The sequence below is a fragment of the Pseudomonas sp. Arb-4-2C genome (assembly GCF_055755015.1).
In genome coordinates this window covers 2,394,747-2,416,494 of the sequence record NZ_CM146899.1, presented here as the reverse complement: position 1 = coordinate 2,416,494, position 21,748 = coordinate 2,394,747, and the positions used below count along the sequence as shown (strand labels likewise).

Here is a 21,748-nt window from a genome sequence, read left to right as displayed (position 1 = left end):
GCGCCCCTAGCTCCCCGTCGCCAACCGATACTGACGGGGGGTAAACCCGGTCGACGCCTTGAACTGCCGAGTAAACGCGCTGTGGTCGGTATAACCGCACTGCAGCGCCACTTCAGTGATCGGCAAGTCGCCGTGCAACAGCCGGTGCGCATGCTCAAGGCGTACTTTCTGGATCATCTGCCGCGGTGTCAGGTGGAACACCCGTTTGCAGTAACGCTCCAGTTGCGCCACTGAAATTCCGGCGATGCGCGTCAGTTCGCCGAGGCTGACGCGGCGATTGAAGTTCGCCCGGATGTACTCGTCCACCGCCGCCAGGCGTTGATAGGCCGGATGGGTTTCGCTGGCGGTTTGCAGATCGACGGAAATCCCTGCCAGGCCGATGATCTGATTGTTGCGGTCGTACAGCGGACGTTTGTGGGTCAGGCACCAGCCGGGTTCGCGACTGCCGTACAGATGCAGTTCCAGTTGATCCTCCAGCACAAATCCCTCTTCCAGCACCCGCCGGTCCTGCTCGGTATAGCCCGGGCCCAGTTGCGCCGGAAACACCTCGGCACTGGTCTTGCCGAGCAACGGGCGCAGGTCTTTCAAACCACAGCGCTGCACCAGCGTGCGGTTGGCCATGACGTAGCGCGCCTGCAAATCCTTGATGAAGATCGCCGCGTTGGGAATCACGTCCAGCATCGGTAACAGCAGCGCCATGCCCGCCAGCAGATCGTCGAGGGTCTCTGGCCGGCTCGCCTCGTTCTGTTGGCTCAGGATCGCAAACGCATTCTGCATCATGCCCCTCACTCCCCACGTTGCGCATTTACCTGCGCGCAGATTGCCCCAAGGCTGACAGCCTGTCGAGCCGGGGCTTTCGCGTGAGCGACTGTGCTGAATTCGTCATCGCTTCCAGCAAAAAACATCAATCGCGCCACGCTTGATGAGTTCACTGTAGCGCCACTGCACGCCCCTCCAACAACCAACAAGAAGGCGACGCTATGACAGGCCAAGGCAAGTTCAAAAAACAACTTTCATTGATAGACCTCACGTTCATCGGACTGGGGGCGATCTTCGGTTCAGGCTGGTTGTTCGCGGCCAGTCACGTGTCCGCCATTGCCGGTCCGGCAGGCATTTTTTCCTGGCTGCTCGGCGGGTTCGCCGTGTTGCTGCTGGGCATCGTCTACTGCGAACTGGGCGCCGCGTTGCCCCGCGCCGGCGGCGTGGTGCGCTACCCGGTTTACTCCCACGGGCCGCTGCTCGGCTACCTGATGGGCTTCATCACCTTGATCGCGTTTTCCAGCCTGGTGGCGATCGAAGTCGTCGCCTCACGGCAATATGCGGCGGCGTGGTTTCCCGAACTGACCAAGGCCGGTTCCAGCGACCCGACCGTGCTCGGCTGGTTTGTGCAATTGGGTCTGTTGTGCCTGTTTTTCCTGCTCAACTACCGCAGCGTGAAAACCTTCGCCATGGCCAACAATCTGGTCAGCGTGTTCAAGTTCATCGTGCCGCTGCTGGTCATTGGCGTGCTGTTTACCTTCTTCAAACCGGCCAATTTCGAGGTGCATGGCTTTGCCCCGTTCGGCCTGTCCGGGATCGAAATGGCAGTGTCGGCCGGCGGTGTGATCTTCGCTTATCTGGGCCTGACGCCGATCATTTCGGTGGCCAGCGAAGTGAAGAATCCGCAACGCACGATTCCGATTGCGCTGATCCTTTCGGTGCTGCTCTCCACCGCTATCTACGTACTGCTGCAAACCGCGTTCCTCGGCGGCATCCCGACCGAAATGCTCGCCAATGGCTGGGCCGGCGTCGCCAAGGAACTGGCCCTGCCGTATCGCGATATCGCCTTGGCGCTGGGCGTCGGCTGGCTGGCGTACCTGGTGGTGGCGGACGCGGTGATTTCCCCCAGCGGCTGCGGCAACATCTACATGAACGCCACCCCACGGGTGATCTACGGTTGGGCGCAGACCGGGACCTTCTTCAAGATCTTCACCCGCATCGACGAGAAGTCCGGCATCCCGCGTCCGGCGCTGTGGCTGACCTTCGGCCTGTCAGTGTTCTGGACCCTGCCGTTCCCGTCGTGGGAAGCGCTGATCAACGTGGTCTCCGCCGCGCTGGTATTGAGCTACGCCGTGGCCCCGGTGACAGTTGCCGCACTGCGCCGCAGTGCACCGGACATGCCGCGTCCGTTCCGGGTCAAGGGCATGAGCGTGCTCGGGCCGCTGTCGTTCATCATCGCCGCGCTGATCGTCTACTGGTCGGGCTGGGGCACCGTGTCGTGGTTGCTCGGCCTGCAAATCCTGATGTTCGTCATCTACCTGCTGTGTGGCCGCATGGTGCCGACCGCGCACCTCAACCTGGGCCAGCAAGTGCGCTCGTCGGCATGGCTGATCGGCTTCTACGCCGTGACCATCGTCCTCTCCAAACTCGGCAGCTTCGGTGGTATCGGCGTGCTCAGCCATCCGTTCGACACGGTGATCGTCGCGGTCTGCGCGCTGGGCATCTACTACTGGGGCGCCGCCACCGGCGTACCGGCGCACCTGATTCGCCTGGAAACCGAGGACGACGAAAGCGAAGCCGCTGAATCCTCCGCCAGCACCGCCACCGGCCAACGCCCGGCTCACGCCTAACTTTCACGCAAGGGACGAGTTCATGAAACGAATACACATCATCGATTCCCACACCGGCGGTGAACCCACGCGCCTGGTGATGCAAGGCTTCCCCGACGTGCACGGCAACAGCATGGCCGAAAAGCGCGACAGCCTGCGCACCCAGCATGACCAATGGCGCCGTGCCTGCCTGCTGGAGCCGCGTGGCAACGACGTGCTGGTCGGCGCGCTGTACTGCGAGCCGGTCTCGCCGGATGCGACCTGCGGGGTGATCTTCTTCAACAATGCCGGTTACCTCGGCATGTGCGGCCACGGCACCATCGGCCTGATCAACTCGCTGCATCACCTGGGGCGCATCGAACCGGGCGTGCACCAGATCGACACCCCGGTCGGCCCGGTCAGCGCGACTTTGCACGAGGACGGCGCGGTGACCCTGCGCAATGTGCCCGCCTACCGCTACCGCAAACAGGTGCCGGTGGAAGTGCCGGGTTACGGTCGCGTGTTCGGCGACATCGCCTGGGGCGGCAATTGGTTTTTCCTTGTCTCCGAGCACGGCCACGACCTGCAGATGAGCAACGTCGAAGCCCTGACCGATTACACCTGGGCGATGCTCAAGGCCCTGGAAGCCCAAGGTATCCACGGCGAGGACGGCGCCTTGATCGATCACGTCGAACTGTTCGCCGCCGACGACCAGGCTGACAGCCGCAACTTCGTCATGTGCCCGGGCAAGGCCTACGATCGCTCGCCGTGCGGCACCGGCACCAGCGCCAAACTCGCCTGCCTGGCCGCCGACGGCAAACTCGCCGCAGGCCAGGTCTGGACCCAGGCGAGCATCACCGGTAGCCAGTTCGAAGGCCGCTTCGAATGGGAAGGCGAGCGCGTGCGCCCGTTCATCACCGGGCGCGCCTACATGACCGCCGACGCCACCCTGTTGATCGACGAACAAGACCCTTTCGCCTGGGGCATCTGACCTGCCCCGCTTTTTTTACCGATCTGAATGAATGTCCCGAGGAGCTACAACAATGAGCGATAACATCTTCACTGGCTGCATTCCGGCCCTGATGACTCCGTGCACCGCCGCGCGCAAACCTGACTTCGACGCCCTGGTCGCCAAGGGCCGCGAGTTGATCGATATCGGCATGAGCGCGGTGGTTTACTGCGGTTCGATGGGCGACTGGCCGCTGCTGACCGAGGCCGAGCGTCAGGAAGGCGTGGCGCGTCTGGTGGCTGCCGGCGTACCGACCATCGTCGGCACCGGCGCGGTCAACAGCCGTGAAGCGATATCTCACGCCGCCCACGCCGCGAAAGTCGGCGCCCATGGCCTGATGGTGATTCCACGGGTGCTGTCCCGTGGCGCCTCCGCGACCGCGCAAAAAGCCCATTTCGCCGCCATTCTCCAAGCCGCACCGAACCTGCCGGCGGTGATCTACAACAGCCCCTACTATGGCTTCGCCACCCGCGCCGACCTGTTCTTCGAACTGCGCCGCGAATACCCGAACCTGATCGGCTTCAAGGAGTTCGGTGGCGGCGCCGACTTGCGCTACGCCGCCGAGAACATCACCTCGCAGGACGATGCCGTGACCCTGATGGTCGGCGTCGACACCCAGGTGGTGCACGGTTTCGTCAACTGCAACGCCACCGGCGCCATCACCGGCATCGGCAACGCCCTGCCCCGCGAAGTCCTGCAACTGGTGGCCCTGAGCAAGCAAGCGGCCAAGGGTGACGCCAAGGCGCGGCGCCTGGCCCGTGAGCTGGAAGCAGCGCTGGCGGTGCTGTCGTCGTTCGATGAAGGCTGCGACCTGGTGCTGTATTACAAGCACCTGATGGTGCTCAACGGCGATCGCGAATACGCCCTGCACTTCAACGAAACCGACGCCCTGAGCGACGCCCAGCGCCGCTACGCCGAGACCCAGTACGCGCTGTTCCGCCAGTGGTACAAAAACTGGTCCGCCGAACAGAACCTCGCCTGACCGCTGTCTCTGCCCCGGCGTTTCGCCGGGGCTTCACCCCCCAGATATCAGGAAGCGTCATGACTCTGACAGGCCACATGCTGATCGGCGGCCAAGCCATTGCCGGCAGCCGTGAAGCGATCCGCGCGATCAACCCCGCCACCAACGCCGTGCTGGAACCGGCCTACGCCGGCGGCAGCGCTGAGCATGTCGAACAGGCCTGCGCCCTGGCGTGGCAAGCGTTTGACCGTTATCGCGAGACCTCCCTGAGCGTTCGCGCCGAATTTCTCGAAAGCATTGCCGATGAGATTGAAGCCCTCGGCGATGCGCTGATTGACCGTGCGGTGGCCGAAAGCGGTCTGCCGCGTGCACGTATTCAAAGCGAGCGCGGGCGCACCTGCGGGCAACTGCGCACCTTCGCCCGCACCGTGCGTGCCGGCGAGTGGCTGGACGTGCGGGTCGATCACTCGCAACCCCAACGCCAGCCACTGCCCCGTTCTGATTTGCGCCAGCGGCAGATCGCGCTGGGGCCGGTAGCCGTGTTCGGCGCCAGCAACTTTCCCCTGGCGTTCTCAGTGGCGGGCGGCGACACCGCCTCGGCACTGGCCGCCGGTTGCCCGGTGATTGTCAAGGCACACAGCGCGCATCCCGGCACCAGCGAGCTGGTCGGCCAGGCGCTGACTCGCGCAGTGAAAAAATCGGGCTTGCCCGAGGGCGTGTTCTCGCTGCTGTTCGGTTCCGGCAACGAAGCAGGCATTGCGCTGGTCAGCGACTGGCGCATCAAGGCCGTGGGCTTCACCGGTTCGCGCAGTGGCGGCCTCGCTCTGAGCAAAGCGGCGCAGGCGCGGCCCGAGCCGATTCCGGTGTACGCAGAAATGAGTTCGATCAATCCGGTGCTGTTGTTTCCGGCGGCGCTCGCGGCGCGGGGCGAAGCGCTGGCGCAAGGCTTCGTCGCCTCGCTGACCCAGGGCGCTGGGCAGTTCTGCACCAACCCCGGGCTGGTGATTGCTCACCAAGGGCCGGCACTGGACCGTTTCATCGCAACGGCCGCCGAGCTGGTCCAGCGCAGTCCGGCGCAGACCATGCTCACACCGGGAATTTTCCGCGCCTATACAACCGGCGTCGGCGCGCTGGCCGAACATCCGCAAGCGCAGCGCGTAGCCAGTGGTCTCGCCGCTGAAGGGCCGAACCAGTGCCAGGCACAATTGTTCGTCACACAGGCTCAGGACTTCCTCACCGACGCACGTCTGCAAGGGGAAATTTTCGGCGCAGCGTCACTGATCGTGCAGTGCACCAACGACGATGAAATCCATCAGGTTTGCGAGCACCTGGAAGGCCAGTTGACCGCCACCCTGCAACTGGATGACGCCGATCTGGACCGCGCCCGGGCCTTGTTGCCGACGCTGGAGCGCAAGGCCGGACGCCTGCTGGTCAACGGCTGGCCGACCGGGGTCGAAGTGTGCGATGCGATGGTCCACGGCGGGCCGTTCCCGGCCACGTCGGACTCGCGCAGCACCTCGGTGGGCACCGCGGCGATCCTGCGGTTCCTGCGCCCGGTGTGCTATCAGGACTTCCCCGACAGCCTGCTGCCGTCAGCGTTGCAAAAAGCCAACCCGCTGCACTTGCGGCGTTTGCTCGACGGTCAGAGGGAAGCCTGAAACATGTCCGATAACTTCACAGCGGACAACGCCGACATCGCGGTGATCGGCGCCGGCATCATCGGCGTCGCCTGCGCCCTGCAACTGGCGCGTCAGGGCCGGCGGGTGGTGGTCATCGACCGTCAGCCGCCAGGCCACGGCGCCTCGTTCGGCAATGCGGGACATCTGGCCACCGAGCAGGTGTTTCCGATTGCCGACGCGTCGATCCTCAAGCGTTTACCGGCGATGCTCATGGACCCCATGGGACCGCTGCGCCTCGACTGGAAGTACATGCCGCGCGCCGTGCCGTGGTTCACCCGTTTGTTGCTGAACCTGCGCCCGGCGCCGTTCCAGCGCACGATCGCTGGCCTGCGTGCGCTCAACGAGAGCAGCTTCGCGGCGTGGAATCGCTTGCTGCAGAGCATCGGCCAAACCGATCTGCTCAAGGAGGACGGCTCGCTGCTGGTGTTCGAACGCGCCGAATCGCGACAAGCCATCGAAGCCTTGCAGGCGCGCATGCGTCAGCAACAGGTACCGGTGGATTTCTGGTCGGCCAATACTGTGCAGAACAGCGCGCCGCAACTCAGCGCGCAGATTCAGGGCGGCTTGTTCTTTCCGCGCACCGGGCACTTTCTCGACCCGTATCGAGTGGTGTGTGAACTGGTGAACGCCGCGAAAACGGCCGGCGTGCAGTTTCTCGAACAAGAGGTGCTGGGCGGCCAGTTGCAGGAACATTGCGTGGCGTTGAACACCACTCAAGGCCGCTTCACCGCGCGCCAGGTGCTGATCGCCTGTGGCGCGCACTCGGCCAGACTCACTGCTGAGTTGACCGGCAAACAGGTGCCGCTGGACACCGAGCGCGGCTATCACCTGATGCTGCCGCATGAGCACGGGCGCCTGCCGTTCGCCGTCACCTCGCTGGAGCGCAAGTTCATCATGACCCCGATGGCGGGCGGCCTGCGGCTGGCCGGTACGGTGGAGTTCGCCGGCCTTGAGCGCCCGCCGTTCATGGAGCGCGCCTGGCAGTTGCACCGTTTGAGCAAGGGTTTGTTCCGCGGCGACTTGAACGCTGAAGACGCGACACCGTGGATGGGCTTTCGCCCGTCGCTGCCGGACTCGCTGCCGATCATCGACAAGGTCTGCGACGGCAAGGTGCTGCTCGCGTTCGGTCATCAGCACCTGGGGCTGACGCAAGCGGCGGTAACGGCGGAGCTGGTCGCGCAACTGGTCTCCTCGGGAACACATTCCGACTTGCCGGCACTGGATGCCTATCGGCTGGATCGCTTCTGAGATATCGATGAAACGTTTTTGGTTTCATAATGAGCGCCGACCTTAGCCCCGCGCACATGGAACCGACTATGACCTCATCAATGGATAACCAGACACCCGAGCCGCAAGCCATCTGCAACCCGATCACCAGCAGCGCGATTTTCATCGTCGCCACGCTGATGCCCGGCAGCGGCGCCGCCAGCCAGGTGCGCGGCTGGTGCGGCGACATCGCCGCCCTCACCCGTTCGGTCGGCAAACGCGTGCCCAACGGCAACCTGTCGTGTGTCTGCGGTTTCAGCGCCAGCGCCTGGGATGCCCTGTTCGGCAGCCCGCGCCCGGCATCGCTGCATCCGTTCCGTGAGTTCGGCGTGGAAGGCCGCCGCGCGGTGGCGACGCCGGGGGACATCCTGCTGCACATCCGTGCCGACCAGATGGACCTGTGTTTCGAACTGGCGACGCAGTTGTGCAGCGCACTCAATGGCGCGATCACGGTGGTGGATGAGGTGCAGGGTTTTCGCTACTTCGACATGCGCAGCATCATCGGTTTCGTCGACGGCACCGAGAACCCGGTGGGGCGCAAGGCTGACCACTTCACCCTGATCGGCAATGAAGACCCGGCGTTCGAATCCGGCAGCTACGTGCTGGTGCAGAAGTACCTGCACAAGATGGAGGCGTGGAATGCGCTGAGCGTCGAAGCTCAGGAAAAGGTGATCGGCCGCACCAAGCTGGCCGACATCGAACTCGGTGAAGAAGTGAAACCGAGCAATTCCCACAGCGCCCTGACCACCATCACCAAGGACGGCCAGGAGCAGAAGATTCTGCGTGACAACATGCCGTTCGGCCGCCCGGGGGCTGGCGAGTTCGGCACCTTCTTCATCGGCTACGCGCGCTCGCCCGAACCGATCGAGCAGATGCTGGAGAACATGTTTGTCGGCAAACCCGTCGGCAACTATGACCGTTTGCTGGACTTCAGCACGGCGGTCACCGGGGGCCTGTTTTTCGTGCCTTCAGCCGACTTGCTCGAAGAACTGGCGGATCGAGAGCCCGCGCAGGCGTGACACCGTAGCGCCACGCCCGCCCGTCACTCAGTGTGGCGCGCGCGGGATGGTTTTCAGCAGGTCTTCGGGGCTGATGTGACCCACCACGCTGCCCGGTTGAGGCATGTTGAGGATGTGGCCTTTCATCTTGCCGATGATGTGCATCTCGCACGGCTTGCAGTCGAATTTCAGGGTCAGCACTTCGTCGCCGTGAATCAACTGCATCGGCGCAACCTTGGTGCGCACACCAGTCACACCCTTGGCCTGTTTCGGGCACAGGTTGAACGAGAAACGCAGGCAGTGCTTGGTGATCATCACCGGCACTTCGCCGGCCTCTTCGTGGGCCTCGTACGCCGCATCGATCAGCTTCACACCGTGGCGGTGATAGAAGTCCCGCGCCTTCTGGTTGTAGACGTTGGCGAGGAACGACAGGTGCGACTCCGGGTACACCGGCGGCGGCGTGGTTTCGGCCTTGCGGCCACCCCGCGGGTGCGCCGCGACGCGGGCGGCGGTCAGCGCTTCGATCACTTCGCGGCGCAAGGCCTTGAGCTGCGAGTTAGGAATGAAGAACGCCTGCGGTGCATCCAGCTTCACGTCGATCGCGTGGTACTGGGTGGTGCCGAGCTGGCCGAGCAGGTCTTGCAGTTGCTCCATCGCCTGCTCCGGCTTGTTGGCCACACCGAACGGACCGTTCAGGGTCACGCTGGCACTGATGCCCTCTTCACTGGTGGCGGTCACTTCCAGCTGTTCTTCACGCAGACGCGCAACCCAGCTCAGGGCCACGCGGCGCTCGGCGGACGTCTTCTGCAGTGCCTGTTGCCAGTTGTGGTCGAGGTTGCGGTTCAGCGGATGGTTCGGGCGCAGCTTGTACAGGCCGTCCGGCATCTCGTTCGGCTCGACGCGGTAGCGATAGCGCTTCTCGCCGTCTTCTTCGAACTCGCCCTTGGGCTCGGCGATGTTGGCGCGGAAACCCACGACTTCACGCTTGACCAGTACGTTGAGGCCATCGCCGTTGGACAGCGGCTCCTGGGTCACCACCTGCATGTCACGCTTGCCGACTTTCTCGACCGTGCCCACTGGCAGGCCGGTGAAGGTCGGCGAATCGAACGCGCCGATGTCGATCTTGCGATCGGTGACGAAGTAGTCGGTGCTGCCACGGTGGAAAGTTTTTTCCGGGTCCGGCAGGAAGAAATGCGCTGTACGGCCGCTGGAGGCGCGGGCCAGGTCCGGGCGGTCTTCGAGCACGTCGTCGAGGCGTTGGCGGTAATAGGCGGTGATGTTCTTCACATAGCCCATGTCCTTGTAGCGACCTTCGATCTTGAACGAGCGCACACCGGCCTCCACCAGCGCGCGGATGTTGGCGCTCTGGTTGTTGTCCTTCATCGACAGCAGGTGTTTTTCGTAGGCGATCACCCCACCCTTTTCGTCTTTCAGGGTGTACGGCAAGCGGCACGCCTGGGAGCAGTCGCCACGGTTGGCGCTGCGGCCGGTTTGCGCATGGGAGATGTTGCACTGCCCGGAGAACGCCACGCACAGGGCGCCGTGGATGAAGAACTCGATGGCGGCATCGGTTTCATCGGCGATGGCGCGGATTTCTTTCAGGTTCAGCTCACGGGCCAGCACCAGTTGCGAGAAACCGGCCTGATCGAGGAACTTTGCCCGCTCAAGTGTACGGATGTCGGTCTGGGTACTGGCATGCAGTTCGATCGGCGGAATGTCCAGTTCCATCACGCCCAGGTCCTGGACGATCAGCGCGTCGACACCGGCGTCGTACAACTGGTGGATCAGCTTGCGTGCTGGCTCCAGTTCGTTGTCGTGCAGGATGGTGTTGATGGTGGTAAAGATGCGCGCGTGATAACGGCGGGCAAACTCCACCAGCTCGGCGATTTCGCTCACCTCGTTGCAGGCGTTATGGCGTGCGCCGAAGCTCGGGCCACCGATGTACACGGCGTCGGCGCCGTGCAGGATGGCTTCACGGGCAATGGCCACGTCACGGGCGGGGCTGAGCAGTTCCAGGTGATGCTTGGGCAAGGACATAGTTTTTTTAGTCAGGCTGTCACGGTTAAGGCGCGCATTGTAGCTGCGAAACGCCTGGCCGGCACGCCTGTGCTGCCAAGTGGCAGGCCTTGTGCCAGGGAATCTGCGGCAGGTTGAAGGTATTTTTGGCAGATAGGCTGGCTGACGCCCACAGGGAACTGCGGTGGCCCGCTATAGGCGGGTTCGCACAAATCAATGTGGGAGCGAACCTGCTCGCGAAAGCAATTTGTCAGTCAGAGATGTTTTGTCTGACAGGCGTTTTCGCGAGCAGGCTCGCTCCCACAAGGCAATCAGGCCTTGGCGGCCATTGCTGTGACTTCCACGCGCATACCCTCAACCGCCAGCGACGCCACGCCAACAGCAGCGCGCACCGGCCATGGCTTGGCGAAGAAGCGCTTGTAGACTTCGTTGAATGCCGCGCGATCAGCCATATCGGTGAGGTAGATGGTCAGGTGCATGACCCGATCCATCGAACTGCCCGCCCGCTCCAGCGCCACCTTCAGCGCCTGCAAGGTGCATTCGCTTTGCAGGGTGATGTCGCCCAGCTCCAGGCTGCCGTCGGCGCGGGTCGGGATCTGGGTCGAAACCAGGATGCCGTTGAAGCCGACAACGTCGGAGGAAATCGAATCCGCATCCGGATCAGGGGTGAAGCTGAGGTCATGATTAGCCATGTAAGTCTCTTGTCTGGAGAGAGTGAGGGTCGCCGACAAACAACCTGCCGGGACTTTTCGCGGGGGAGTTTACAACAGTCAATCGCTCCGGCTCAGGCAACTGTCTAGGCCAGACACAAATCGCGCGCATAAAAAAACGCCAGCCCTTTCGGACTGGCGTTTTTCTGAATATGGCAGGGGCGGCTGGATTCGAACCAACGCATGGCAGGATCAAAACCTGCTGCCTTACCGCTTGGCGACGCCCCTGTATCTCAAGCTCTGTAACAAGCTCTGCGAGAATGGGCCGCAATTTACCAACCTTTTTCTGATCTGGGAAGCCCTGCGTGCAAAAAAATTTGTTTTAAAACAGCCAGTTATTCCTGAACCAAGACAAACGCCGCGATTCACTTCGACAAATTCAACGCAATCGCCTCGCGAATCAGCGCTTTCAAGGCCTGCGCATCGACCTGGTCGCCCTCGTGAAAATCAATCGCCCGCCGGGTGTTGCCCTCAAGGCTGGCGTTGAACAACCCCGCAGGATCGGCCAGCGCCGCGCCCTTGGCGAAGGTCATCTTCACCGCCGCCTTGTAGGTCTCCCCGGTGCAAATGATGCCGCCCCGCGACCACACCGGAACACCCCGCCACTTCCACTCCTCCACCACCTCGGGGTCAGCCTGGTGAATGACCTTGCGAATCTCGCCGAGGATGGCACCACGCCAATCGACCAGTTCAGCGATTCGAGCGTCGATGAGTGCCGAGGCGTCGGTGAGCGGTTTTTCGGGTTTCATGGCGAGGTTCTCCTCGGTGTCGTTTGAATCGTTTCGATTACAAGCCGATTTGCTTGAGCCCCTCACGCATCCCTTGATCCGCTTGCTCGCACCATTGCTTGAGGTTCAGATCCGGCGGCAGGTTGCCTTCCAGGCTCTTGTATTGACCGTCGGCCAACACTTCGCCTTTGCGACCGAAACCTTCGCTCTTGTCGCCATCGGCCTTGTCGAACTCGCCCGGCATATTCGCAACGAACGCCACCATTTTATTGGCGTTTTCAGTGCTGTCCGCTTTCAGGTAGCCCTTGTCGACGCAATGCTTGATCAGGCCCGACATGTTACGGCCGCTGTCGTACATGCCTTTCAGGGTAGCGGGATCTGGCGCTTCTGCGTGGGCCAGACCAGAGAGGCCGACAGTGGCGGCGATAGCGAGAAACAAAGAAGTGGCTTTCATATTTATTCCTTTAACATCCAGAGAGTTTTGAGTTCCATCGTTACTTCAATTACCGGCTTACTCGAACAGCCTGACGTTGATCCAGCCTGTAAAACCCTCGGCTTGTTGGTTGGCATCAATATTCAGGCGATGCAGTAGAACGACTTCATTCATGCTTCAAGTACCCTTCAAACAGGCGGCAGGAACCCACCGCCCTGCAAAAGGCAATCGATGCACAAAATATGGATTCAGCTGATCACAGCCCCTTTCGGCCCACTGGCAATCAACGCCGCACCGCAGGCGGTCTTCATGCCGTCGAGTGCGATGGGTACGCCATCGACGGTGTAGGTGCTGCTGCCCTCGGCAATCGGGAAAATCCCTTTGCACAACGGGCAACTGACCTTGTGACCGAGCCCGGCAATCGGCTTGCCGTTGAGGTCGGTCCGAGAAAAGGCTTCGAGGACCTTGCCACCGTGGGTGGTGGAGTCGCCCAAGCGAATGGCGTCTTTCATGTTGTCACTCCTTTGACTCTGAGCTGGATGGCGTTACTCCGTCATCCAGCTGCCTTCAAACCCTTCGGGGTCGAGCATCAATTTCGCACCTGTGAGCAGGCTGCGACTACTCATGACTAGCGCCAGCATCAAAACATCAGCCTGGCCGCCCCGGCATGACAAGAAATGCGGCAAAACTTTCCGCTACCTGGTCAATTTCACCGGTTTCGTGAGACCACAAGACCACGACCGGCTCTCCTGTCTGCCCCGTTACCGCATAGTTGAAGCAGTAATAATCCCCCGTGCCAAACTCGGCGAACGGCAGAAGTCCTGAAAAGTCGGTAGAGGTATCGGAAAAATTCTCCAACCAGTCCTGCCAGTCCTTCTTAAAGTGATGATCGATCGATTCCCAGGTCTTCCTTGGGTCACGAGCGTCCAGAACGGGGAAAATCGTTAACGCCCCCAGTGACTTCCCGTTATTTGAAAGAAGCCAATCGGAAAAGGACTTGGGCAGTGTTCGGCCCAGTTTCTTTTCTTCTTCCTGAATAGCGTCTGTCGTTGTACCAATCACACGTGTCTTAGACATAAATCCTCGCTTATGGAAGCGCCCCTCGTTTAGGCAGACTTAACTTACCCGTTCCCGGAAAACCCGATTTAGGCATTCTCGCAGTCCAGCATCCGCCGCGTTTTCGCCAGTAACGGTGTTGAATGCCACGGTGATCGGCTGCCAGCATCGGGTCGGCGTGAGAATAGTCATACCCTGAGTCATTCTCGAACCGTGGACGGTGTGCCAACTCATAGCCTGGCGGTGCCTTGATATTGGCTTGCTTGCCGGCATCTACTCGGCTTGCCTGATTTTTGATCCAGCCGCGCATTGAAGACGGCGTATTCGGATCTTCCATGACCTGGCGCCAGCGCGCGTCCTGGTTGACGTAAGGCTCACCACAGCAACAGGTTTTTGCCAGCCCGAGCGGATCGATCCAGCCGGTAGGATTGGGTGCATAACTGTAAAGATTCAATCCACCGACGTAGCTGATCGGGTCCTGCCCGATAAATCGGCCGGTATCGGGATCGTAATAGCGGTGTCGATTGTAATGAAGTCCGGTTTCGTGGTCATGGTACTGCCCCTGGAACCGTAGCGGATTGGTTACACCCTCTCGCCGTGCACCCGAAGAGCGCTGTTCCTGAACCGAGCCCCAAGCCTTGTATTCGGCACTCCAGGCGATCTCACCCTGCGCATCGGTCAACTCTCGCGGCGTTCCCAGATGGTCGCATTGATACCAGTTCAATACGTCAACAGGTTGAATGGCAACTTTATGGTTCCATAACGGATCATCTTCCAGACTGTAATCACCACTGGAATCAGGCAATCCCGTCAGGTCGATGGCTCTATGGATCAGCGCCTGGGCAACCGGAACAAAAGTGCCGGGTTCAAAGATGTAATGCACGGTGCGCCCCGTGCCGACGTCCTGTTGGGACGGACTGCTTTCCCAGGCAAGATTGTCACCGTCCCATCCATACAATGTGAAACCGCAGCCAGACTCCCGCTGTTTTCGAGCATATTCACTTTGATTCCACAGCGAACCCGCTTCCGGGCGCTGTTTGAAATGCACGTTGGAGTTTTTATACAGACGTCGGCCCAGAGCATCGTAAGCAAAATCCACGGCCAGGCGAGCGTCGTCAAAATGCACCAGTCGATCGAAAAGATCCCAGCGCATCTCGCGGCGGCTACCGTTATGCCAACGCACCGTCTCATTGCCGCGCTCGTCGTATTCGTAATGGGTACCTGCATAGTGGCGCAGCAAGTTATCGATCAGTTTGCTGCGTAGCGGCGTCTGTTCCAGCGGTCGGCGGATCTGCGTGGTCTGGTTGTCCAGAAGATTACCGGCCGGATCGAAGTCGAAGGTTTCCACTCCCTGTCGAGTGGTGGCTGCAAGCAAGCGTCCCACCGGGTCATAACGGTAGGACGACAAACCATGAAAACTGTCGTCCAGATCCGTCAGTTCACCCACGGCATCGTATTTGTACTCACGCTTCAATACGGCTGTTTTGCTGTCGCCGTGTATGAGCAGTTGCTGTTGCAACTTCCCGGCCGGATCCCATTTTTGGGTTTGCAGCAGGCGATTACCCTGATGACGAACCACCTCTCGATGCAAATCGTCGCGCTCATAGCCGACCAGTTCGTGCTCGTCCAGCCGTAGCCCCAACAAATGGCCGCTGCCATACGTGAGCCAACTGACCCGATGACCATCAGGACGCGTCGTTGCGACACGCTGATTGAGTACGTCGTACTCGTGCTGCCAGACCGCAACCAGTGGCTTTTCCAGGCCAAGATAGTGTTGGTGCTCACGCAGCAGGTTCCCGGCAGGGTCATGGAACCATTGCAGTCGGCTGTCAGCATTGCTCGCCATGACCAGGTTTCCATTGCCGTCATAGGCGAAGGTCTCGCTTTGCTGTTGATTGCCCAGACTGGCGCGACGCTCCGTTATGCGGCCCATCGGATCGTAGCTCAGAGCAATGCTGCGCTCTGCGGTACGGGTGCCCACCAGCCGACCTGAGACGGAGTCGTACTGATAGCGTGTCGTTCGACCGTCGAAGCCGGTCTCCATCAGGAGACGTCCCACCGGGTCGTAGTGGAACTGCGCACTGCTCTCGTTTTCGTTTTCCAGATTCGTCAATCTTCCGAGCCGATCCCAGCGATAACGCAAGGTCTGTTCGGCTGCATCGACTCGTTCGGAAATCAATCCGGCGGCGGTGTAGCTCCAGGTGGTGCAACGATCCAGTCCATCGGTGTAAGCCAGCAACCGCCCCTCGGCATCGCGCTGAAAGCGCTCCTCGGTCTTGTCCGGGTGTTTGATCAATACCAGGTGCCCAGCCTTGTATTGATATTCAGTGCTGTTCCCGAGCGCATCGGTGAAGCAAACCATCTGGCCCGGTTCGTTGTATTCCCAGGCGCTGGTCTTGCCCGAGCAATCGACATACTCCACCAATTGTCCGGCATTGTTGTAGGCCAGCGTTTTCTCGTTGCCGTTGGCGTCCTTGATCGCGGTCGGCCGGCCAGTCTTGTCGTAGGCGTATTCCGTCTTGTTGCCCAACGGATCGACAGTTTCGACGAGATTCCCCTGATTATCGTAGGCACGAAGCCATTGACCGCCCTCCGCGTCACTTATCTTGATCAGCAAGTCCTGATCGTTGTAAGCGAAATGCACTACCGTGTGATCAGCCTGGATGTGTTCGAGACGGTTGCCGCGCTCATCGTAGCGATACTGATCCGTGCTGCCATCGGCATGTACATGACGAATCACGTTCTTGGCTTCATCTCGGAACAACCATTCCGAACGCTCATCCGGGTATCGAATGCGGTACGTGTAACCAAGAATGTCGTAGTAATGCCAAGTCTCGCCGCCATGCGCGTCGGTGACATAAGTCAGGCGAATGTTTTCGTCCCACTCAAGGCGTGTATCGAAGCTGCCATCGTCTGCCCATTCACGAATGGCTCTGGCATCGGCACCTGTACCCTGCCACTGCAGATTCATTGCGCGGTGGGTACGGTCGGTGTAACGGGTAATCAAGTGATGCTGGAACTCATACGTCCATGCCGCACCATTCTCGTCTTGCGCCTGAATCAGATCGCCAAAATCGTCGTAGCGGTAAGCGCAGAGTTGGCGCAGCGGTGCGCCATTGCAAATTTCCCAAAGGCCTGTGAGGCGCCCGTGATGATCGATCAGGGTGCCGAGGTGCAAGTGGACTTTGCTGATGTCGTTTTCCTGATAGGTAATCAGGTCTGAGAGCACCGCTCGCTCGCCGTGACGATGCTCGTAATGCAGCATGATCCCGGCGCCATTGCGCAACACGATGCCGGTCAACACATAGGTTTGGCCACGCCGGACGTAGGTTTCCTTGCGTTCGAAGCCACGGCACAGCAACAACTGATCGTCGCTGGCCCGAATCAGGGTGGTGTTTTCGATGGCGTCGTAATGGGACAAGCCTGCCTTGGGCAGAGGGTACGAATGGCTGCGACCGTCGGCATCGTGGAACGACAGGCCATCGTCAACGCAATCAAAGCGCGTGGTGAACTCACTGATCCAGCGAGCGCCAATTTCGCCCTGATCATAAGCCCCGAGGCGTGAGTGGTAGGTTCGCGTCCACTCGACCGGAAACGGCCCAGGCAAACTGAAATCGGTATGACTGAGGGTTTCCGAACCCAATGCAAAATTAATGCTGTTACAGGTGCTGCTGCAGGTGCCGTTTTTCTGCGGGTCCGGTGCGTGAGTTGCCGGAGCCTGTTGACTGGTGGACTCCAGGCGACCCTCTCCCGCACGATGTTGAGACTTCGAGGTAGTTCCCGGTTTGACGCTTGCGCCTTGCCCATGTGATCGGCGCTTGCGCCAGGTCACGACAGCGCCCGCCAACATCTGCAGCAACCAACCGATGGAGTGCTGCACGCCCGGATCACCGAGCTTTTTCATCTGCGTTTTAAGTTCCACACCCAAGGTACGCAGCATCCCGGTGTTGCTGAGCACAAGTGCCTTGGCGTCTTCCGGCAGCAAATGCTTCGCAGCACTGTTGGCGACACCTTTCCCCGCCGCCTTGTAGGCACTGTATGTAGCCTCAAGAAAGTTACCGATTGATGCTTTGGGGTCATGCCAGAACTGGTTGCCCGCGGCACTCATTTTGGCACCCGCCGCCTTGAGGTCACCCTTGGCGTCGAGTTTGCCGTTAACCACGGTTTCCAGACCCTTGGCGATCTCGTTCACCGCCTTCTGACCTAGCTCTCCCGCATCATCGAGGATGCTTGCCAGCTTGGGCTTGGCTTGCTCCACAAAGTCATCGATCGTACCAACGATGGTGGCATTCAAATGCCCGATCAACACCTCGATCAAAGAGTCGCCCAACAACATCTTCGCGCTGTTGCGCAGTTCCTGACGAACCAGTGATAACGTCGGACGCAAGGTCATCCGCGCCGACGCCATGGTCGGCGGTGCCGGCAGTACGCCGATCAGGTTGATACCCAGGCTGACCCAATCCAGCAATTGACGCTGCTTGCTCTTCGCCAGGGTGACTATGTCTCCGAGGGCGTCAACCAGAGCCATGATATTGCCCACTACCGGCAGCGCGCCGGCAACGTTCTTGACTCGTTCAAGCGTGACCACGCCACCGCTGATCGACTGCAGCCACGCATCGAACCTGGCAGCCCCACGCCCGACGTCCTTGATATCGATAGTGTTGAGCGGCACGACCGCGACTTGCGGCTCGCGTTTTTTCACAACAGGTGTTGGTGCAGTCATGACAACTTCTCATCGGGCAGCAGAGTGGAAGCGAAACTCAAATCCGGGGTTTTCAAGGAAGGCTTCGGTAGCGACGGCGCCGGCAGCCCCGGTAACTTGCCGCTCTTGCTCGCCGCCCCCAAAATCCCCGAAGCACTCGGCAGCGCCGCACTCGCCAGTTTCGGCAACCCGGCCGCTCCGCCCTGCACCACCCCTTTCACTTGCTGCGCCGTTTGCATTGCGCCTTGGGCAGTCTGCATGGCGCCCATCCCTGTCTGCGCCAGTTCCTTGCCCTTCTCCAACATGTTCCAGTTCTTGCTCGGCAGCGCCTGCGCAACCATCGCCTGCACCTGGCTCGGAATGTCTTCGGCTCCTGGTGGATTCAACGGCCATTCCGGTTTGCCGATGTAGCTGCCGTCGCTCCAGGTGTCCGCCGGGTCCTTGCCGAACAGCACCCGCGCCGGCCCCGGCGCTGCACCCGCGACGCTGGCAAAACCCTTGCCGTCGAGTTTGCCCTTGATGCTTTTGCCCAAGGCGTCGATGACTTCGTAATCGCCGTCCTTGATGCCCTGACGCCCGGCGTACTGGTTGAACAATTCCAGATTGCCCTTGCCCGGTTTCGGCGGTTCCGGGAACACCCCCGCCAGACTTTTCGCCCCGGTGTAGGCGAAGTTTGCCGCGTGTGCGGTGTACGGGCCGCTGGTGGCGTGGGTGATGCCGCCGGCGTTGTAGGTGGTGGCGCTGCCGCCGCCCTGAATCACCAGTTCGGTCTTGGCGGTGATGGTGATGCGGTCAGCGTTGGCAGTGATGTTGAGTTTGGCCAGCAGGTTGATGCTGTCCTTGAGTGCCTTGACGTCGATGTCGCCGGAGGCCGCGACCAGGCGCCAGCCCATGCTCTGCACAAATAGGCGCATGCCACGGCTGGCACTGGCCAGCAGGCGTTTGCCGATGGAAAAACTGGTGTGGCCGGTGCTGCTCAGCGCCAGGTGTTCGCCGGTGGCGATGTGGCTGGAGCGCGGTGTGGTCAGGGCGATGCCGGCCGGGCTCGCGAGCACCAGATGCGGCTCGGTGAATTCCGGAAATTCGTTGGCGGTCATGTTCGCCGGGCCACTGCCAAGCACACCTTGATGCTGCGCGTGCAGGGCTTTGGCGACGTCGTCCTGATCGCCAGCCTCTTGGGCCTGAAGCTCTTTGGCCTGGGTGGCGAAGCCGTCCTGCTGATCGCTGGCGGTGGCGAGGCGTTCGGCTGTTTCCGGCAAATCCTTGTGATGCTTGGATTCGTTCGGACGTGGTTCAGTGGTGATCAGCAGACCGGCCCCGGCACGCACGGCGCCATGGCGGTCGGTGCGTAACTCGAAACCTTCGCCACGCGGCTGTCCGCCGCTCGGGCGCGGATGGGTCAGATAACCGAGATTGATCGCGCTCGCGCCGTGGTCACTGCGCAGCGCGATGCTGATTTCGCTGGTGGTGTCGTCAATGCGCAGTTCGTTGGCGCGGCTGCCCTTGTATTCCTTGCTCTTGACCGTGGCCAGGGTCTTGAAGTCCGGCAGTTTGTACGGCGGCAGGTTGGCGCCGTGGTACAGGCAACCGGTGATCAGCGGCTGATCGGGATCACCTTCGAGGAAGGTGATCAACACCTCCATGCCGACTCGCGGAATGTTGATCGCACCAAAGGTTTCGGCGGCCCAGCTCGACGCGACACGCATCCAGCAACTGGTCATGTCGTCGTGCTCGCCTTCGCGGTCCCAGAAGAACTGCACCTTCACCCGGCCGTACTGGTCGCAGTAGATCTCTTCGCCCTCGGGGCCACAGACCACCGCGCTCTGGGTGCCGAGCACCTTCGGTTTCGGGTGATCGAGCGGCGGACGGTACGGCACGTCCCACGGGATCGCGTTGAAGCGGTTGCGATACCCTTGGTGGAAATCGTCCTTGTTGTCGGTGGTGTCGCTGGTCACCGACTCTTCCAGCACTTGCGGCTGTTTGCCTTCGTGGAAGATCTCGGTCAGCAGCCACAGATCGTTCCACGTCGGGTTGGCGTGTTCGGTCAGGGCGAGGAAATGCCCGCTGACCAGAATCGGCTGATCGCTGTTGCCTTCAGCCAGTCGATAGTCGCTGCGATGGCGTTCCAGTGCGCGATTGGCGAGGTGCTTGCCACGCTCGCGATCGACGAAACGGCCCGGGTAATCGTAGTCTTCCAGATCCGGCTGGGCGCTGCTCTTGGCATCGCTTTCCAGCTCGATTTTCGGTTTGACGAAGTCGTAATCGCGCCGCGTGGTGCGGCTGGTGCGGGTGGCCAGACGCAGGCCGAAACGCTTGACCACCGGTTTGTCGGCGACCAGTCCGGAGTCCTGCTGATAGGCCACCGGCGCGAGTTTCGGGAACACCGTCTGGTCATCGCCGAACATCAGTTTGTGGCCGCTGGACGTGTGCTGGAAGTGGTAGTGAATCCCCTCCTCCTCGCACAGACGCTGGACGAAATGCAGGTCGCTTTCGTCGTACTGCACGCAGTAGATGCGCTCCGGGTAAATCGCGCTCAGCTGGAAGTGATAGTCGCTGGCGAGGATGCCGTGTTCTTCCAGCACCTTGCTGATGATCTGCTGCACGGTCATCTGCTGGAAGATGCGCTGGTTGACTCGATGCGCGAGGTACGACAGCTGCGGGCGCAGGGAGATTTTGTAGCGGGTCAGGCGCTTGCCGGCCTCACCCTGGGCGATGCTGTAGATCAGCCCGTGAATCCCCGTGCCGCTGGGTGACAACTGCAGGAACGCGAGTTTGTGCAGCAGGCTTTCGAGGTTGATCGAGGCTTTCTCACTGACCAGTTCCAGCTCGAACTCGAAGGGGGTGTTGAGCGCCTCTTTCCCGGTGAACGATAGCACCTGGAAATCGCTGTCCGCGCCATCGATGGTCAGATTGAAATGAGGCTGGTTGGCCGGTGAGAACATCCCTTGTTCCTCGCGCAATGCTGCGACGGGCGCCCGTCCGTGAAGCGTGGCGCACGCAAAAAAATCTGTAGGTCAAAGCCGCCCCGGCCAGCCGCACTGGCCGGGGCAGTACAACAATCAGCCGTAATTAAACGACTGGAGCACGCCAGTCATCGGAACCCGAAGTACCGGATACTTCGTGGGTCCAGGTGATTTTGCGGTAGGTGAACTGCACTTCTTCCAGGTGGGTGAAGTGCGCGTTGCCTGGGTCCTGGCAGTTGTGCATTTTGTTGTTGATGGCGACGATGATCGCGTCTTCCAGTTTGGTGGTGTAGTAGTGCTCTTGGGTACCTTGAGCCGAAGTGCGGTACCACTGGATAACGATTTCGCTCATGCGCTCGCCGGAGGTCAGAGCCGCTTGCAGCAGAGGCGAAGCCTTGTCGTAGACCTTGGTGATCACAACTGGCTTGTGAACGCGCTGACCGGTTGGCTGACCGGATTGCGGGTCACGCGGGATGATCACGTCGTGGGTGAATGCCTGAACCATGACCTGGTCTTCGTGACCTTCCTGGAAGGTGTTGCCCACGGAGTCGGCAGTGAAAGCGCCGGCAGTGATCAGACCTTGTTTTTCGCCAGTGACGGACATGTACGCTGGTGTTGCCATGGGGATGCTCTCCTTGCTTGAAAACACAAACCGACAGG

The 21,748-nt window shown here is 60.9% G+C and carries 16 protein-coding genes and 1 tRNA gene; 6 read left to right on the top strand and 11 right to left on the bottom strand.

The features are described 5' to 3' along the window. Positions 1 to 6 precede the first annotated feature (6 nt). Positions 7 to 780 carry a PAS domain-containing protein gene (locus AC0J41_RS10745; RefSeq protein WP_473015505.1) on the bottom strand — a complete coding sequence of 258 codons (774 nt, stop codon included), beginning with the start codon at positions 778 to 780 and terminating at the stop codon, positions 7 to 9. A gap of 200 nt (positions 781 to 980) precedes the next feature. Here AC0J41_RS10745 and AC0J41_RS10740 point away from each other — a divergent pair, with 200 nt between their 5' ends. The 6 genes from AC0J41_RS10740 to AC0J41_RS10715 all read left to right on the top strand — a co-directional run bounded on the left by AC0J41_RS10740 (position 981) and on the right by AC0J41_RS10715 (position 8,501). Further along, positions 981 to 2,609 carry an APC family permease gene (locus AC0J41_RS10740; RefSeq protein WP_025113498.1) on the top strand — a complete coding sequence of 543 codons (1,629 nt, stop codon included), beginning with the start codon at positions 981 to 983 and terminating at the stop codon, positions 2,607 to 2,609. A 22-nt stretch (positions 2,610 to 2,631) separates the two neighbouring features. Then, entirely contained in the window at positions 2,632 to 3,558 is a 927-nt protein-coding gene (locus AC0J41_RS10735) for a 4-hydroxyproline epimerase (protein ID WP_473015504.1), read from the top strand. A 52-nt stretch (positions 3,559 to 3,610) separates the two neighbouring features. Then, entirely contained in the window at positions 3,611 to 4,558 is a 948-nt protein-coding gene (locus AC0J41_RS10730) for a dihydrodipicolinate synthase family protein (protein ID WP_025113500.1), read from the top strand. A gap of 59 nt (positions 4,559 to 4,617) precedes the next feature. Further along, positions 4,618 to 6,195, top strand: a complete 1,578-nt coding sequence (locus tag AC0J41_RS10725; RefSeq protein ID WP_473015503.1) for an aldehyde dehydrogenase (NADP(+)) — start codon at positions 4,618 to 4,620, stop codon at positions 6,193 to 6,195. Between the two features lie 3 nt (positions 6,196 to 6,198). Then, the gene (locus AC0J41_RS10720; protein ID WP_473015502.1) at positions 6,199 to 7,464 is read left to right on the top strand and encodes an NAD(P)/FAD-dependent oxidoreductase; all 1,266 of its coding nucleotides are present in this window, start codon (positions 6,199 to 6,201) and stop codon (positions 7,462 to 7,464) included. Positions 7,465 to 7,532: 68 nt separating this feature from the next. Continuing rightward, positions 7,533 to 8,501, top strand: a complete 969-nt coding sequence (locus AC0J41_RS10715) for a Dyp-type peroxidase (RefSeq protein ID WP_473015501.1) — start codon at positions 7,533 to 7,535, stop codon at positions 8,499 to 8,501. 27 nt (positions 8,502 to 8,528) lie between these two features. Here AC0J41_RS10715 and AC0J41_RS10710 read toward each other — a convergent pair whose 3' ends face one another. From AC0J41_RS10710 to AC0J41_RS10665, 10 genes are all read right to left on the bottom strand, one after another. Continuing rightward, the gene (locus AC0J41_RS10710) at positions 8,529 to 10,517 is read right to left on the bottom strand and encodes a peptidase U32 family protein (protein WP_473015500.1); all 1,989 of its coding nucleotides are present in this window, start codon (positions 10,515 to 10,517) and stop codon (positions 8,529 to 8,531) included. Positions 10,518 to 10,807: 290 nt separating this feature from the next. Continuing rightward, positions 10,808 to 11,188: a RidA family protein gene (locus tag AC0J41_RS10705; RefSeq protein ID WP_025113298.1), complete on the bottom strand. Its 381-nt coding sequence runs from the start codon at positions 11,186 to 11,188 to the stop codon at positions 10,808 to 10,810. Between the two features lie 171 nt (positions 11,189 to 11,359). Next, positions 11,360 to 11,434, bottom strand: a tRNA-Gln gene (locus AC0J41_RS10700). Positions 11,435 to 11,571: 137 nt separating this feature from the next. Next, on the bottom strand, positions 11,572 to 11,955 hold the full coding sequence (locus AC0J41_RS10695) for a DUF1801 domain-containing protein (RefSeq protein WP_473015499.1): 384 nt from the start codon (positions 11,953 to 11,955) through the stop codon (positions 11,572 to 11,574). A gap of 37 nt (positions 11,956 to 11,992) precedes the next feature. Next, positions 11,993 to 12,388: a hypothetical protein gene (locus AC0J41_RS10690; protein ID WP_025113300.1), complete on the bottom strand. Its 396-nt coding sequence runs from the start codon at positions 12,386 to 12,388 to the stop codon at positions 11,993 to 11,995. A 227-nt stretch (positions 12,389 to 12,615) separates the two neighbouring features. Continuing rightward, positions 12,616 to 12,879, bottom strand: coding sequence for a PAAR domain-containing protein (locus AC0J41_RS10685; protein WP_473015497.1), 264 nt, complete (start codon positions 12,877 to 12,879; stop codon positions 12,616 to 12,618). A gap of 136 nt (positions 12,880 to 13,015) precedes the next feature. Next, a complete protein-coding gene (locus AC0J41_RS10680; RefSeq protein ID WP_025113302.1) occupies positions 13,016 to 13,444 on the bottom strand; it encodes an SMI1/KNR4 family protein in 429 nt (142 codons plus the stop codon). Between the two features lie 10 nt (positions 13,445 to 13,454). Then, complete coding sequence (locus tag AC0J41_RS10675) at positions 13,455 to 18,146, bottom strand: RHS repeat-associated core domain-containing protein (RefSeq protein WP_473015496.1); 4,692 nt, start codon at positions 18,144 to 18,146, stop codon at positions 13,455 to 13,457. Then, positions 18,143 to 21,067, bottom strand: coding sequence for a type VI secretion system Vgr family protein (locus AC0J41_RS10670; RefSeq protein WP_473015495.1), 2,925 nt, complete (start codon positions 21,065 to 21,067; stop codon positions 18,143 to 18,145). The genes AC0J41_RS10675 and AC0J41_RS10670 overlap by 4 nt, the downstream gene beginning before the upstream one ends. Positions 21,068 to 21,194: 127 nt before the next feature. Next, a complete protein-coding gene (locus AC0J41_RS10665; RefSeq protein ID WP_008084998.1) occupies positions 21,195 to 21,710 on the bottom strand; it encodes an Hcp family type VI secretion system effector in 516 nt (171 codons plus the stop codon). Between the last annotated feature and the right edge of the window lie 38 nt (positions 21,711 to 21,748).

Bases quoted from the DNA above. Each gene is read 5' to 3' on its own strand.
- AC0J41_RS10745 (WP_473015505.1), bottom strand. From the start codon at position 780: ATGATGCAGAATGCGTTTGCGATCCTGAGCCAACAGAACGAGGCGAGC.
- AC0J41_RS10740 (WP_025113498.1), top strand. From the start codon at position 981: ATGACAGGCCAAGGCAAGTTCAAAAAACAACTTTCATTGATAGACCTC.
- AC0J41_RS10735 (WP_473015504.1), top strand. From the start codon at position 2,632: ATGAAACGAATACACATCATCGATTCCCACACCGGCGGTGAACCCACG.
- AC0J41_RS10730 (WP_025113500.1), top strand. From the start codon at position 3,611: ATGAGCGATAACATCTTCACTGGCTGCATTCCGGCCCTGATGACTCCG.
- AC0J41_RS10725 (WP_473015503.1), top strand. From the start codon at position 4,618: ATGACTCTGACAGGCCACATGCTGATCGGCGGCCAAGCCATTGCCGGC.
- AC0J41_RS10720 (WP_473015502.1), top strand. From the start codon at position 6,199: ATGTCCGATAACTTCACAGCGGACAACGCCGACATCGCGGTGATCGGC.
- AC0J41_RS10715 (WP_473015501.1), top strand. From the start codon at position 7,533: ATGACCTCATCAATGGATAACCAGACACCCGAGCCGCAAGCCATCTGC.
- AC0J41_RS10710 (WP_473015500.1), bottom strand. From the start codon at position 10,517: ATGTCCTTGCCCAAGCATCACCTGGAACTGCTCAGCCCCGCCCGTGAC.
- AC0J41_RS10705 (WP_025113298.1), bottom strand. From the start codon at position 11,188: ATGGCTAATCATGACCTCAGCTTCACCCCTGATCCGGATGCGGATTCG.
- AC0J41_RS10695 (WP_473015499.1), bottom strand. From the start codon at position 11,955: ATGAAACCCGAAAAACCGCTCACCGACGCCTCGGCACTCATCGACGCT.
- AC0J41_RS10690 (WP_025113300.1), bottom strand. From the start codon at position 12,388: ATGAAAGCCACTTCTTTGTTTCTCGCTATCGCCGCCACTGTCGGCCTC.
- AC0J41_RS10685 (WP_473015497.1), bottom strand. From the start codon at position 12,879: ATGAAAGACGCCATTCGCTTGGGCGACTCCACCACCCACGGTGGCAAG.
- AC0J41_RS10680 (WP_025113302.1), bottom strand. From the start codon at position 13,444: ATGTCTAAGACACGTGTGATTGGTACAACGACAGACGCTATTCAGGAA.
- AC0J41_RS10675 (WP_473015496.1), bottom strand. From the start codon at position 18,146: ATGACTGCACCAACACCTGTTGTGAAAAAACGCGAGCCGCAAGTCGCG.
- AC0J41_RS10670 (WP_473015495.1), bottom strand. From the start codon at position 21,067: ATGTTCTCACCGGCCAACCAGCCTCATTTCAATCTGACCATCGATGGC.
- AC0J41_RS10665 (WP_008084998.1), bottom strand. From the start codon at position 21,710: ATGGCAACACCAGCGTACATGTCCGTCACTGGCGAAAAACAAGGTCTG.